This is a genomic window from Sphingobacterium zeae (genome assembly GCF_030818895.1).
Taxonomy (GTDB): domain Bacteria; phylum Bacteroidota; class Bacteroidia; order Sphingobacteriales; family Sphingobacteriaceae; genus Sphingobacterium; species Sphingobacterium zeae.
On the sequence record NZ_JAUTBA010000001.1, the window covers coordinates 1,237,595 to 1,251,651 of the forward strand.

Below are 14,057 nucleotides of genomic sequence, written 5' to 3' on the forward strand. Positions count from 1 at the left end.
TACATCATGGGAGACAGGACTTTAATTCATACATTGCCATTTTCTCAGGCTCGGGAGTTGAGTACATTAGTGGAAAACCGTCGCGCATTCACGTTAGATAGCCTGGAGCTTAACATCTACGAAACGTATCGAGTTTCGGAACATGTACCGCTGTGTTTCGATGATCTGGTTATGATTAATATGATCCAAGGGAAGAAGATCATGCATTTGGATAATATAAAGGCTTTTGATTATCTGCCGGGGCAGATGATGGTATTGCCCGCGCTTGTTGGCATGCACATCGATTTTCCTGAAGCAACTTTAGAAAAGCCTACGCAGTGTACTGCTTTGACAATTCATAAAGAAAAGATAGCGGCAGTTTTGGACTATTTGAATGAATTTTATCCCAAAGAGCAGGTCAATCAGTGGCGTATTGATCCCGATCTTTTTCACCTCTATAATTCTACGGAGCTTGCCGATTTGGTGAACAAGTTATTTCAGATCATTATCAGCGAAAATCCGTTAAAAGATGTGCTCGCCGATCTCGCTTTTAAAGAACTTACAATTCGGTTATTGCAGTCCCAGTCATCGATAGCATTGAAAATTGGGCAATCGCCCAACAAGATTCTGCTACATTTGCAGGAGTTTATTCAGAAGCATATTACGGAGAAAATCACAATGGCACTGCTGGAACGTACTGCTCACATGAGTAAGGCGAGCCTAACGCGGATGTTTAACCGCGAGCTAGGACTGAGTCCTATGGAGTATGTGATCCAACAGCGTATTGAGGTAGCAAAAAAGATGCTTTTGCTAACCCGCAATGTAAAGGAGTCTTGCTATGGTGCCGGGTTTAACGATGTCAACTATTTTGTTCGGCTTTTTAAAAGTAGAGTGGGCATTACGCCAGGCGCATATGTCCTGGCGCGTTAACCTAAAATTTCATTACACGGTCAAGTTCACGCTTGACATCTCTTTCTTTAATGTTTTCCCGTTTGTCAAAATCCTTTTTCCCCTGTGCCAACGCAATTTCGACTTTAGCAAAACCACGCGGACTGATAAAAATGCGTAAAGGGACAATGGTAAAACCACGTTCTTCCCCTTTCTCTTTCAATTTTTTTAATTCTCTTTTTGTCAGCAGCAGCTGACGGTCCCGTTTTGCCTCATGATTATAGAAAGAACCCATGGAGTATTCGGCAATGTGCATGTTACGAATATAGAGTCCGTCTTCAAAAAAACTGCAGAAACTATCGTTAATATTTGCCTTGCCTTCACGAATGGATTTTATTTCTGTTCCCAATAGGCGAATTCCTGCTATGTACTTGTCTAGTAGGTGATATTCAAAAGAAGCTTTTTTATTTTTTATATTGATATCTGAAGATAAAGCCATATATTGTTGTATATTAGTAAGTCTACACCATTGCTATTGCAATGAACCTAAATGTAACTAATTATAGGATAATTTAAAGTTCGCAAATATAATTATTAAAATTGTCTTATTTTAAAGTAGAATTATGTGGAGGGATGTTAGCGGAGTATTAAAATAAAATTAACTGTTTTGGACGATGTCTTAAAAATATGACTAAATTTAAGTGAAAGTCAGATTATGTTTTCGTATGTTTGCAACGTTTTTTTGGAATTATTGTGAATATATACAACGTAGAATTTTAGCTTACATTGTGGATATAGCAGATTTTTCATCGGAGGCCGAGTTTTTTATATAAAAGTCCAGTTCGATAATTTTGTTTGTTACAATAACATCTAAAAGTTAGAAATAGTTTTAGAAATACCTTTTTATCGCATGAGTAAAGGAAAGTTAGGCGAAAAAATATCGCAATTTAAGATTGTTGAGGAGTTGAAAGCTAAAGGCTTATATGCCTATTTTAGACCTATTCAATCAAAACAAGATACCGAGGTAAAAATCGATGGTAGACGTGTATTGATGTTTGGTTCTAACTCTTATTTAGGGTTAACGACTGATGCACGTATTATAAAAGCAGCGCAAGACGCTTTGGAAAAGTATGGTACTGGATGTGCTGGATCTCGTTTCCTAAACGGTACGTTGGATATTCACGTAGAACTGGAAGAAAAATTATCTGCTTATGTAGGTAAAGAAGCTGCTATTCTTTTTAGTACAGGATTTCAATCAAATCTTGGCCCTTTGTCATGTCTCATGGGGCGTAATGATTATATTTTATTAGATGAACGCGACCATGCCTCTATTATTGACGGTAGTCGATTGTCTTTTTCTAAGGTAATTAAATACGGTCACAACAATATGGAGGATTTGCGTGCAAAGTTATCTCGCCTACCTGAGGATAGTGCGAAGTTAATTTGTACGGATGGTATCTTTAGTATGGAAGGTGATATTGTTAATTTACCTGAACTTACTGCTATTGCCAATGAGTTTGATGCGGCAGTAATGGTTGATGATGCACATAGTTTAGGCGTTATTGGTCACAAAGGAGCGGGTACGGCTTCGCATTTTGGGCTTAATGACGATGTGGATTTGATCATGGGTACCTTTAGTAAATCTTTAGCATCTTTAGGTGGATTTGTAGCTGGCGATGCCGATGTAATTGATTTCTTAAAACATAATGCACGCTCGGTGATGTTCAGTGCTTCAATGACTCCAGCTTCTGTAGCTTCAACATTGAAAGCATTGGAAATTATTCAGAATGAGCCAGAGCACATTGAAAAATTATGGAAAAATACAGATTATGCCAAAGCACAGTTACTGGATCATGGATTTGATCTAGGTGCGACGGAAAGTCCAATTTTACCAATCTTTATTCGTAGCAATGAAAAAACGTTCTGGGTAACAAAAATGCTCCAAGATGATGGCGTGTTTGTCAATCCAGTTGTTTCTCCGGCAGTTCCTGCTGAAGAGTCTTTGATCCGTTTTTCATTGATGGCGACGCATACTTATGACCAAATCGACGAGGCTATTGAAAAGATGGTTAAAGTATTCAAACAAGCTGAAGTTGAAACATTAATATAAAATCTAATCGTATGATTCAGATTATACCCGTTGAAACGAAGAAACAAAGACGGCTGTTTATAGATTTCCCTCATAGTCTCTATGAGGGAAATCCTAATTATGTACCGGCCTTATTTCTTGAACAAAACGATTTGCTTTCCCCTGACAAGCATCCTTTTTATAAACATTCTCAAGCACAACCTTTTCTAGCTTATCGTAACGATAAAATTGTTGGCCGCATTTGTGCAATCTGGAATAACAACCATAACGCCTTTAATCATGTGAATGAGGGGCAATGGGGATTTTTCGATTGTATAGATGATCAGGAGGTCGCAAATGCATTGTTTGAAACAGCAGAAAAATGGGTTAAAGCAAAAGGTGGTGATACGATTGTGGGGCCGATTAACTTATCGACCAATGACACTGTAGGTTTATTGGTTGAAGGCTTTGATATGCCACCGGTAGCTATGATGCCGTATAATTCACCCTATTACATCGATCTAATTACCAATTCAGGCTATGGTCATAAAGTAGACTTACGCGCTTATTTGGTGATGGAGAAATCTGCTGATAAGCGTTCTGTATTGCTTTTGGATAGGTTGGAGGAGCGTCTGAAAAGATCTGGGATCACCTTGCGTCAGTTCAATGTGAAAGATTTTAAAAATGAGGCGGCGAGAGTTCGTGATATTTACAATAGAGCATGGGATAAAAATTCGGGATTTGTTCCCATGACTGAAGACGAGTTTAATTATACAGCCAAGGATCTAAAAATGATCCTCGATCCTCGGTTTGCTATCGTAGCTGAGAAAGACGGTGAGCTTGTTGGTTTTGGTCTGGGCATACCGGATATTAACCAGATCCTGATCAAGGTGAAGCGGGGACGTTTACTTCCTACGGGCATTTTTAAATTGTTATTTGGAAGGAAAAAAATAAATTTGCTTCGCGTACTCATGTTAGGGGTGCTGGAAGACTACCGTAAACTAGGTATTGAGGCATGTTTGTATGGTCGAATTATAAAAGAATCTAAAGATTCCAATATTAAAGGGGCCGAATGTTCATGGATGTTGGAGCACAATTATATGATGAACCACGCTATTGAGCAAATGAATGGAGAATTGTACAAACGTTATCGTTTGTATCAAAAATCATTATGATAGAAAAAATATTAATCACCGGAGCGAGTGGTTTTGTAGGCTATCATTTGACAAGAGCAGCGAAGGCGGCAGGGATGGAAGTTCATGCTGCGGTGAGAAAGTCAAGTGATGTTTCAGAAATTCGCTCCGTTGTAGATAAATTTGTTTATCCGGATTTCTCTGATGAAGGATCTATCAGAGAATTGTTGGAAGCAGAAAACTATACCTTTGTAGTTCATGCTGCTGCAATGACCCGCGCCAAACGTGAAGAAGATCTTGAAAAGGTCAATGTTGGGTATACAAAAAATTTGGCATCGGCTTGTTTTTCATTAAAAAATCGCATTAAAAGATTTGTTTTTGTTAGTAGTTTGGCCGCTATTGGTCCCGTTCGCTATGATGCAATGCTAATCGATGAAAATAATCCCTATCATCCAGTTACAGCATATGGACGAAGTAAGCAGAAAGCGGAACTCGTATTGAATGACTTTAAAGATCATCCAATTACAATTTTGCGGCCTACTGCAGTATATGGCCCCCGTGAAAAGGATATTTTTATTCTTTTTAAAACCATGAATGGAGGTATGGATGCCTATGTTGGCCGCTCGCCTCAGAAGCTTAGCTTCATTTATGTTGCCGACTTGATACAGGCCATTATTCATGCCTGCCGTTTTGACCAGGGAGGGAAACAGGTGTATAACCTTAGTGACGGACAGGTATATAGCCGCTATGAGATGGCGAAAATTTTTAAAGAGTTTAGCCAAAAGAGAATGTTTCGTATGCATATTCCTTTAGGGCTTGTGAAAACGATAGCCGTTCTTTTTGAGCTTCTGTATAGGAAATCTAAAGCAATACCGGTATTATATCCGGAAAGGCTAAATGAACTTACAGCGGAAAATTGGGGCTGTGATATCTCTGCTGCCCAACGTTACATACAATACCAACCTAAATATGATTTGAAGAAAGGCTTAATGGAGGCATTGGCTTGGTATAAAGAAAATAAATGGCTATAATAGCAGATAATGAGTGAGTTAAAAATAAATAAAAAGCTTTTTCAGGATAGAAAGCGAACAAATATCTTAAGTGAACCCGAACAAAAGCTTATTTCGTATCTCGTTCCCCGAATCCCAAATTGGATTACTTCTGATGGACTTACAGCAATCGGATTTCTAGGTTCGTTAATGATATTGGGGAGTTTTATACTGGCCGAATACGTTGATATCCGTTATTTACTTTTAGGAATTCCTGGTTTTTTTGTGCAGTGGTTTGGTGATTCATTGGATGGACGGATCGCATTTTATCGAAATAAATCCCGCCGCTGGTACGGTTTTGCGTTGGATATTGTAATGGATTGGATCAGTACGGTTTTTATTGGACTGGGATATGTGCTTTACACTGTAGGAGATTACAAGTACCTGGGGTTTTCATTGGTTGCATTATACGGTTGGGCAATGATTATTTCTCAGCTTAGGTATAGAATTACGGATAAGTATACAATAGACGCTGGAATTTTGGGGCCCACTGAAATTCGAGTGATTATTTCATTAGTGATGCTCTTCGAAGTCTTAATGCCTGGATCCATTAATTGGTGCGTACTTGTAATTTGTATTGCACTATTTATAATTAATGCGAATGATACGCGCCTACTTCTCAAATTGGGAGATGAAAAAGATAAAGAGGATAAATTGAAGAAACAGCAGGAGGGGGATATTTAACGATGTCTTCCAAGTTTATTACTTTTTTAAAAGCCCAGCTTTCCGCCTTTTTAGGCGGATTGTTTGATTTTGGGGTATACTCAGCTTGTTATAAGTTACTTCATATCAGCGCTCCTTTTTCTAATGCTATTAGCGGTAGCCTTGGAGCTATTATTAATTTTCTGATCAATCGCTACTGGTCGTTTGGAAGCACACAAAAGTCTGTAGGAAGCCAACTATGGAAATTTGTAATTGTTGTTTGTGGTAGCATTGCACTGAAGTCTACAGGTATTCATTTTTTAGTGGATGTATATCATATAAATTTCCTTTTCTCAAAACTTGTTGTAGAGTTGCTCGTTTCTTTGGGTTTCAACTATACACTTCAACGTTTTTGGGTTTTTAAAACGGATGAAAAGCACTAATTTATTTCTTTATTTCCTAATTCAGCAGTTCTAGCTCGTTTTCATCTTTTTTCTATTTCTATTATTTTTTCGATCGCTGATAAGCGAGCGGCGTAGCTGCGATTTATATTTGCTGGCTTTCTGAATGATCCTATTGTGGGAGCAGTCTCACTCTGCGAGATGGCGGTGGCATTATTGCGCTTATCCCGTTATAGTGTGGGGTTTATATCGAAGCAACATAATTGGTACCTTCTTGCCCCTTATTTTAGAATTTGCTTACCTATAGCTTAGTCTTAAGTTAGGTTTAGTATAGGTTGTACCTATACTAAACCTAAACTAACCCTAACTAAACCCTAACTAAACCCTAAACTAACCTATAACATGATAGCGTCTTTGATGCCTTCGATCGGCCTTCCTATACTACGCATTCGGCAGGCCTTTTAACACGGCTGTGTCTACTTGATAAAACCCGGGCAAGAAACCTTGCTATAATCCCCGGCGGCGTGCCTTCCACAGACTTGGGCCTCCCGGGCCATTCCGCCAGAGCGCAGCTGCCGTTCGCCAGTTACCCGCCCGGAGCTCCGTTTATCTGCCATCCGTCCCTGCAATATCGCTCCGGGAGACCCCATTCGAAAAAGAATCTCCCATCCTTCCAGGCAGTTAAGGACAAAATGAAATAAATAAGAACAAAATGCTTGGAAGTTTGTTTGTAAACTTCCTATCTTTGCACCACTCCGCAAGGGAGGGACGGTTACCACGAAAGAGGGAGCCAATGAAAAAAGAAGGGTTTAAGTGAGTTTGGCAGGATCTAGAATCCCGCTGGGTTTATTTTAAACGCAGAAATCGGAAAAAGAGAAAAGAAAAAAAACTTCAAAAAGTTTTTGGAAGTTCAGAAAAGATTTCTACCTTTGCAGTCCCAACGGAAACGGAGGGAAAACAAAAAAGATAAAGAGGGGCGCAATGCCCATCGGAATAAAGCGGATACGGAAGTTGAAGCGACAAAGTTCTTTAAGAAAACACAATCATGTAAGCGTGACGAGTAGACAGACGAAAGTCGAAAGTCATGAACAAATTCAAGTAATTGTTCCATTCGATCCAAGATCAGAGATATAAAAAAAGAATTCTGATTATTTATAAATAGTTGGAATCAAAAACTTCATTTTACAATGGAGAGTTTGATCCTGGCTCAGGATGAACGCTAGCGGCAGGCCTAATACATGCAAGTCGGACGGGATCCATCGGAGAGCTTGCTCGAAGATGGTGAGAGTGGCGCACGGGTGCGTAACGCGTGAGCAACCTACCTCTATCAGGGGGATAGCCTCTCGAAAGAGAGATTAAGACCGCATAATATATTTGACCGGCATCGGTTAGATATTAAATATTTATAGGATAGAGATGGGCTCGCGTGACATTAGCTAGTTGGTAGGGTAACGGCTTACCAAGGCGACGATGTCTAGGGGCTCTGAGAGGAGAATCCCCCACACTGGTACTGAGACACGGACCAGACTCCTACGGGAGGCAGCAGTAAGGAATATTGGTCAATGGGCGGAAGCCTGAACCAGCCATGCCGCGTGCAGGATGACTGCCCTATGGGTTGTAAACTGCTTTTGTCCAGGAATAACCCCAGATACGAGTATCTGGCTGAATGTACTGGAAGAATAAGGATCGGCTAACTCCGTGCCAGCAGCCGCGGTAATACGGAGGATCCGAGCGTTATCCGGATTTATTGGGTTTAAAGGGTGCGTAGGCGGCCTGTTAAGTCAGGGGTGAAATACGGTGGCTCAACCATCGCAGTGCCTTTGATACTGACGGGCTTGAATCCATTTGAAGTGGGCGGAATAAGACAAGTAGCGGTGAAATGCATAGATATGTCTTAGAACTCCGATTGCGAAGGCAGCTCACTAAGCTGGTATTGACGCTGATGCACGAAAGCGTGGGGATCGAACAGGATTAGATACCCTGGTAGTCCACGCCCTAAACGATGATAACTCGATGTTGGCGATAGACAGCCAGCGTCCCAGCGAAAGCGTTAAGTTATCCACCTGGGGAGTACGCCCGCAAGGGTGAAACTCAAAGGAATTGACGGGGGCCCGCACAAGCGGAGGAGCATGTGGTTTAATTCGATGATACGCGAGGAACCTTACCCGGGCTTGAAAGTTAGTGAAGGATGCAGAGACGCATCCGTCCTTCGGGACACGAAACTAGGTGCTGCATGGCTGTCGTCAGCTCGTGCCGTGAGGTGTTGGGTTAAGTCCCGCAACGAGCGCAACCCCTATGTTTAGTTGCCAGCATTTAAGGTGGGGACTCTAAACAGACTGCCTGTGCAAACAGAGAGGAAGGTGGGGACGACGTCAAGTCATCATGGCCCTTACGTCCGGGGCTACACACGTGCTACAATGGATGGTACAGCGGGCAGCTACATAGCAATATGATGCTAATCTCTAAAAGCCATTCACAGTTCGGATTGGGGTCTGCAACTCGACCCCATGAAGTTGGATTCGCTAGTAATCGCGTATCAGCAATGACGCGGTGAATACGTTCCCGGGCCTTGTACACACCGCCCGTCAAGCCATGAAAGTTGGGGGTACCTAAAGCATGTTACCGCAAGGAGCGTGTTAGGGTAAAACCGATAATTGGGGCTAAGTCGTAACAAGGTAGCCGTACCGGAAGGTGCGGCTGGAATACCTCCTTTCTAGAGTATCGCGGATCGGTACTCGTCACGTTACATATGATTGCAAAAGAAGAAAAAAACATCAGAAGAAAGTGCCCGCCCCTAAGGGAGCAGGACCGAGAGAGATAGATGAACAGGAAATAGCTAGTCCCGTAGCTCAGTTGGTTAGAGCACTACACTGATAATGTAGGGGTCAGCAGTTCAAATCTGCTCGGGACTACGAAAAGTTAAGGGGAATTAGCTCAGCTGGCTAGAGCACCTGCCTTGCACGCAGGGGGTCAACGGTTCGAATCCGTTATTCTCCACATCTCCGGTAGGAACATCGACAGATGCTCCGAAGAAACAAACCGGAAAAAGAGTTCTTTGACATATTGAAAGAGAAAAAAAATTACAAGAGAAGACAACAGTATAGAGACAATACGTGTATGTGTTCGATGTAGAGAGGAGACCCTCGGTCCAGGCCGAACGAATCTTTACGTAGCATACGTGTATATATATCAAAAGCAGCCGCATAGTAGCAAAAGGCTATGCCGGTGAAGAAAGTAAATAAGGGCACACGGGGGATGCCTAGGCTCTCAGAGGCGAAGAAGGACGTGATAAGCTGCGATAAGCTTTGGGGATTGGCAAATGCGACTTGATCCAGAGATTTCCGAATGGGGCAACCTGGCTATTTGAAGAATAGCCGTATAAAACGCGAACGCGCTGAACTGAAACATCTAAGTAGGCGTAGGAGAAGAAAATAACAATGATTTCCCAAGTAGTGGCGAGCGAACGGGAAAGAGCCCAAACCGTTTATGTTACGGCATAGACGGGGTTGTAGGACCACGATATTGTACAATGCTATGAACTGGAAGCAGGTGGGAAACTGCGCGACAAGGGTGAGAGCCCCGTACAGGTAAAGAATATTGGCATAGTGGTATCCTGAGTACCGCGGGACCGGAGAAATCCTGTGGGAATCCACCAGCACCATCTGGTAAGGCTAAATACTCCTGAGAGACCGATAGTGAACCAGTACCGTGAGGGAAAGGTGAAAAGAACCCCGAACAGGGGAGTGAAAAGAACCTGAAACCGTGTGCTTACAAGCGGTTGGAGCAGACGAGTTCTGTGACAGCGTGCCTTTTGCATAATGAGCCTACGAGTTACTCTTGTCTGGCAAGGTTAAGTCCTTCAGGGACGCAGCCGAAGCGAAAGCGAGTCTTAATAGGGCGGATAGTCAGATGAGGTAGACGCGAAACCTTGTGATCTACCCTTGGGCAGGTTGAAGTTGCAGTAACATGTAATGGAGGACCGAACCGATAAACGTTGAAAAGTTTCCGGATGACCTGAGGGTAGGGGTGAAAGGCCAATCAAACTGGGAAATAGCTCGTACTCCCCGAAATGTTTTTAGGAACAGCGTCGGCGTGGAGTTTGATAGAGGTAGAGCTACCGATTGGGTGCGGGGGAGTCAAATCCTACCAAATCCAGACGAACTCCGAATGCTATCAAATATAGCCGGCAGTGAGGCTTTGGGTGCTAAGGTCCAAGGCCGAGAGGGAAAGAACCCAGACCATCAGCTAAGGTCCCCAAATCCGTTCTAAGTTGAACTAACGAGGTCCGGTTGCCCAGACAGCTAGGATGTTGGCTTGGAAGCAGCCATTCATTTAAAGAGTGCGTAACAGCTCACTAGTCGAGCGGCCGGGCGTGGATAATAAACGGGCATCAAGAACGGTACCGAAGCTATGGATTTGCACTGAAAGATGTGCATCTGGTAGGGGAGCATTCCATCGCCGGAGAAGCAGTTTGGCAATGAACTGTGGAGGTTATGGAAAAGCAAATGTAGGCATAAGTAACGATAAGGCGGGTGAGAAACCCGCCCACCGAAAGACCAAGGTTTCCTGATCAACGTTAATCGGATCAGGGTCAGTCGGGACCTAAGGCGCACCCGAAAGGGGCAAGCCGATGGACAACTGGTTAATATTCCAGTACTCTTCATAACTGCGATGTGGTGACGGAGTAGTGACACTGCCGCGAACTGACGGAATAGTTCGTTGAAAGGCGTAGGTATTGGAGTTGTAGGCAAATCCGCAACTCCAGCTGAAACCCAATAGTACAGCAAAGCTCCGGTGGCGCTGATAGAGCAGGTAAACAGACTTCCAAGAAAACCCGCTAAGCTTCAGGTTATGAAGACCCGTACCGCAAACCGACACAGGTGGTCGAGGAGAGAATCCTAAGGTGCTCGAGTGAGTCATGGCTAAGGAACTCGGCAAAATGGCCCTGTAACTTCGGGAGAAGGGGCGCTGTCTCGTAAGAGCAGCCGCAGTGAAAAGGCCCAGGCGACTGTTTAACAAAAACATATGGCTTTGCAAAATCGCAAGATGAAGTATAAGGCCTGACACCTGCCCGGTGCTGGAAGGTTAAGAGGGGATGTCATCGCAAGAGAAGCATTGAATCGAAGCCCCAGTAAACGGCGGCCGTAACTATAACGGTCCTAAGGTAGCGAAATTCCTTGTCGGGTAAGTTCCGACCTGCACGAATGGTGTAACGATCTGGGCGCTGTCTCAGCCATGAGCTCGGTGAAATTGTGGTATCGGTGAAGACGCCGATTACCCGCAACGGGACGGAAAGACCCCATGCACCTTCACTATAGCTTAACATTGAGATTGGGTACAGGATGTGTAGGATAGGCGGGAGATGTTGAAGTGGCTTCGCCAGGAGTCATGGAATCAACCTTGAAATACCGCCCTTTCTGTATCCGGTTTCTAACTCCATCATGTGGAGGACATTGTTTGGTGGGTAGTTTGACTGGGGTGGTCGCCTCCAAAAAGGTAACGGAGGCTTTCAAAGGTAAGCTCAGTACGCTTGGTAACCGTACGCGGAGTGCAATGGCATAAGCTTGCTTGACTGTGAGACCGACAAGTCGAACAGGGTCGAAAGACGGACATAGTGATCCGGTGGTTCTGTATGGAAGGGCCATCGCTCAAAGGATAAAAGGTACGCTGGGGATAACAGGCTGATCTCCCCCAAGAGCTCATATCGACGGGGAGGTTTGGCACCTCGATGTCGGCTCGTCACATCCTGGGGCTGGAGAAGGTCCCAAGGGTTGGGCTGTTCGCCCATTAAAGTGGCACGCGAGCTGGGTTCAGAACGTCGCGAGACAGTTCGGTCCCTATCTGTTGTGGGCGTTGGAAGTTTGAGTGGATCTGACCTTAGTACGAGAGGACCGGGTTGGACAGACCTCTGGTGAACCTGTTATGCCGCCAGGTGTACGGCAGGGTAGCTACGTCTGGAATAGATAAGCGCTGAAAGCATCTAAGTGCGAAACTAGCCACGAGATGAGACTTCCTTATAGGGTCGTAGAAGATGACTACGTTGATAGGCCATAGGTGTAAAGGTTGAGAGACCAAAGCCAAGTGGTACTAATAGCCCGAAGCTTTCTCAAGCAGACAGACACTGTTGTCTTCCTCTTTAATTTTTAGAAACGAAAAGAATAACAAAACAGAAACGTAACTCTTTCAGTATATATGTCATTTGGCATGGATCACATGATATGGATATCATATATCAGCCAATAAAGATTTTTAGGTGCCTATATCGGCGGTGTCTACCTCTTCCCATTCCGAACAGAGCAGTCAAGCCCGCCAGAGCCGATGGTATTGCCGTAACAGGTGGGAGAGTAGGTCGGTGCCTTTTTTTACACGGAAGCCCTTGCTGGAAACAGTCAAGGGCTTCTTTCGTTTGGATGCTGCCCCCGACCGTCGGTGAGGCCGGTCCAGCGGAGGGTAATCCATCTGCCATGTACCTTTCCCATCCTTACCTGATTCGGGACCAGTGAAGATCCACTTTCTATATTCTATTGTCATTGCTATTTCCAGTAGTGGGTAGCTGGTTGAATGCATTGTATTACCAAACCCTATATTATTTTTATACACGCTTTAGCCTAAAGAAGATCGAAATATTGACTTCAGCCGATAAAGATAATTTTAGGCGGTATTTGTCATTTTAAAAATGTGAACAGTTTTCATGCTCTATTAACGTGTGCCTACTTCCTATGACGATTCGCCGATGCTAGCAAGTAGGGGAAATTTCTCGGGTTTGAAGGAACGGGTGAATAATAGTTGATATAAGTTATCTTGGGAAGGTTTTCGGGACGCGCGGATCAGTTTAACATTCGATCCTAAGAAAGTAATGGTGACATATGATTTTAATTGAGTAACTTTGCATGGCAATGGGTACATTATTGGATAACGGAATTAAACCGTATAATCATTACGGGGCTTATTTAAAGCAAAAGTATAACGGACAACGAGTGTTTAAAGTGATTGTGGATGGTAATTTTACCTGTCCTAATCGCGATGGCAGTAAGGGCTACGGCGGTTGTACGTACTGTAATGTTGATTCTTTTACGCCGGATACAGCGCGCAAAATTCCATCGATACGGGAACAAGTGGAATCGGGAATCGCAAGAGCGCGCAATAGCTATGGTGCGGAAAAGTTTATTATCTATTTCCAGCCGAACACGAATACGTATGCGCCGACTCATTTACTAAAAATGATGTATGATGAGGCACTAAGCATTGATCCTGAAAATACCTTAGGTCTTTCCGTGGGAACACGTCCTGATTGTTTGGATTTTGAAAAGATCGCATTATTGGAGTCTTATACGGATCGCTATGATGTAGATTTGGAAATGGGCATGGAATCTATCTACAACGATACATTGGAGAAAATTAATAGAGGCTGTTCGCATGATGAGTTTATTCAGGCAATGGATATGTTAAAGAATACACCTCTAGAGATTTGTGTACATACAATCTTTGGTTTTCCATGGGAATCTGAAGAGATGATGTTAAAGTATGCAGACGAGATTAACCGGTTTCCACAGATTAAATTTGTGAAATTGCACCATTTACATATTGTAGAGGGCTCCATTATGGGGGTAAAATATAAAAGGGAACCTTTCGAACTTTTCTCGATAGAAGGTTATACTGATTTCTTAGCCAAATTGATTCCAAGATTACGGCCTGATCTGATTATTCAACGTATTTTCGGGATTGCAGACAAAGAGTTGTTGATAGCACCAAATTGGGGCTTTCCGAAGTCACATATACAAACGGCAATAGATAAAGGCTTGGAGGCACGTCAAGTTGTGCAGGGAAGTCTCTTTTAGCGTCTATATTCTTTTCTTTTAAAGTTTGCAACACGTGCATTGAAAAGATGGTTTGAACG

Annotated in this window: 10 protein-coding genes, 2 tRNA genes and 3 rRNA genes; 13 read left to right on the forward strand and 2 right to left on the reverse strand. The window is 43.3% G+C overall.

The window, feature by feature from the left end; translation table 11 throughout:
- The first annotated feature begins 6 nt into the window (after positions 1–6).
- Entirely contained in the window at positions 7–909 is a 903-nt protein-coding gene (locus tag QE382_RS05005) for an AraC family transcriptional regulator (RefSeq protein ID WP_307184942.1), read from the forward strand.
- Between the two features lies 1 nt (position 910).
- Here the strand turns inward: QE382_RS05005 and smpB are convergent, their stop codons facing one another.
- Entirely contained in the window at positions 911–1,366 is a 456-nt protein-coding gene (smpB, locus tag QE382_RS05010; RefSeq protein WP_209580610.1) for an SsrA-binding protein SmpB, read from the reverse strand.
- 411 nt (positions 1,367–1,777) lie between these two features.
- On the opposite strand from smpB, the gene spt reads away from it, so the two are divergent.
- The 5 genes from spt to QE382_RS05035 are packed head-to-tail and all read left to right on the forward strand — an operon-like array spanning position 1,778 to position 6,202.
- The gene (gene spt, locus QE382_RS05015) at positions 1,778–2,977 is read left to right on the forward strand and encodes a serine palmitoyltransferase (RefSeq protein WP_293883857.1); all 1,200 of its coding nucleotides are present in this window, start codon (positions 1,778–1,780) and stop codon (positions 2,975–2,977) included.
- 11 nt (positions 2,978–2,988) lie between these two features.
- Positions 2,989–4,110 (forward strand): GNAT family N-acetyltransferase, encoded by a 1,122-nt coding sequence (locus QE382_RS05020; RefSeq protein WP_293956745.1) that lies wholly within the window; start codon positions 2,989–2,991, stop codon positions 4,108–4,110.
- Positions 4,107–5,099 (forward strand): NAD-dependent epimerase/dehydratase family protein, encoded by a 993-nt coding sequence (locus QE382_RS05025; RefSeq protein WP_307184943.1) that lies wholly within the window; start codon positions 4,107–4,109, stop codon positions 5,097–5,099. Before QE382_RS05020 ends, QE382_RS05025 begins: the two co-directional genes overlap by 4 nt.
- 9 nt (positions 5,100–5,108) lie before the next feature.
- Entirely contained in the window at positions 5,109–5,801 is a 693-nt protein-coding gene (locus QE382_RS05030) for a CDP-alcohol phosphatidyltransferase family protein (RefSeq protein ID WP_307184944.1), read from the forward strand.
- Between the two features lie 2 nt (positions 5,802–5,803).
- Complete coding sequence (locus QE382_RS05035; protein WP_307184945.1) at positions 5,804–6,202, forward strand: GtrA family protein; 399 nt, start codon at positions 5,804–5,806, stop codon at positions 6,200–6,202.
- A 434-nt stretch (positions 6,203–6,636) separates the two neighbouring features.
- On the opposite strand, the gene QE382_RS05040 is transcribed toward QE382_RS05035, so the two are convergent.
- Positions 6,637–6,954 (reverse strand): hypothetical protein, encoded by a 318-nt coding sequence (locus QE382_RS05040; protein WP_307184946.1) that lies wholly within the window; start codon positions 6,952–6,954, stop codon positions 6,637–6,639.
- A gap of 108 nt (positions 6,955–7,062) precedes the next feature.
- On the opposite strand from QE382_RS05040, the gene QE382_RS05045 reads away from it, so the two are divergent.
- From QE382_RS05045 to mnmL, 7 genes are all read left to right on the forward strand, one after another.
- Positions 7,063–7,224, forward strand: a complete 162-nt coding sequence (locus QE382_RS05045) for a hypothetical protein (protein ID WP_307184947.1) — start codon at positions 7,063–7,065, stop codon at positions 7,222–7,224.
- Between the two features lie 120 nt (positions 7,225–7,344).
- A 16S ribosomal RNA gene (locus QE382_RS05050) occupies positions 7,345–8,873 on the forward strand.
- Between the two features lie 125 nt (positions 8,874–8,998).
- Positions 8,999–9,072, forward strand: a tRNA-Ile gene (locus QE382_RS05055).
- Between the two features lie 11 nt (positions 9,073–9,083).
- Positions 9,084–9,157 (forward strand) — tRNA-Ala (locus tag QE382_RS05060).
- A gap of 231 nt (positions 9,158–9,388) precedes the next feature.
- Positions 9,389–12,270, forward strand: a 23S ribosomal RNA gene (locus QE382_RS05065).
- A 139-nt stretch (positions 12,271–12,409) separates the two neighbouring features.
- Positions 12,410–12,521 (forward strand): 5S ribosomal RNA (gene rrf, locus QE382_RS05070).
- The 16S, 23S and 5S rRNA genes sit together here with 2 tRNA genes alongside, the layout of an rRNA operon.
- 535 nt (positions 12,522–13,056) lie before the next feature.
- Positions 13,057–13,998: a tRNA modification radical SAM protein MnmL/YtqA gene (gene mnmL / locus QE382_RS05075; RefSeq protein ID WP_307188012.1), complete on the forward strand. Its 942-nt coding sequence runs from the start codon at positions 13,057–13,059 to the stop codon at positions 13,996–13,998.
- Positions 13,999–14,057: the final 59 nt, after the last annotated feature.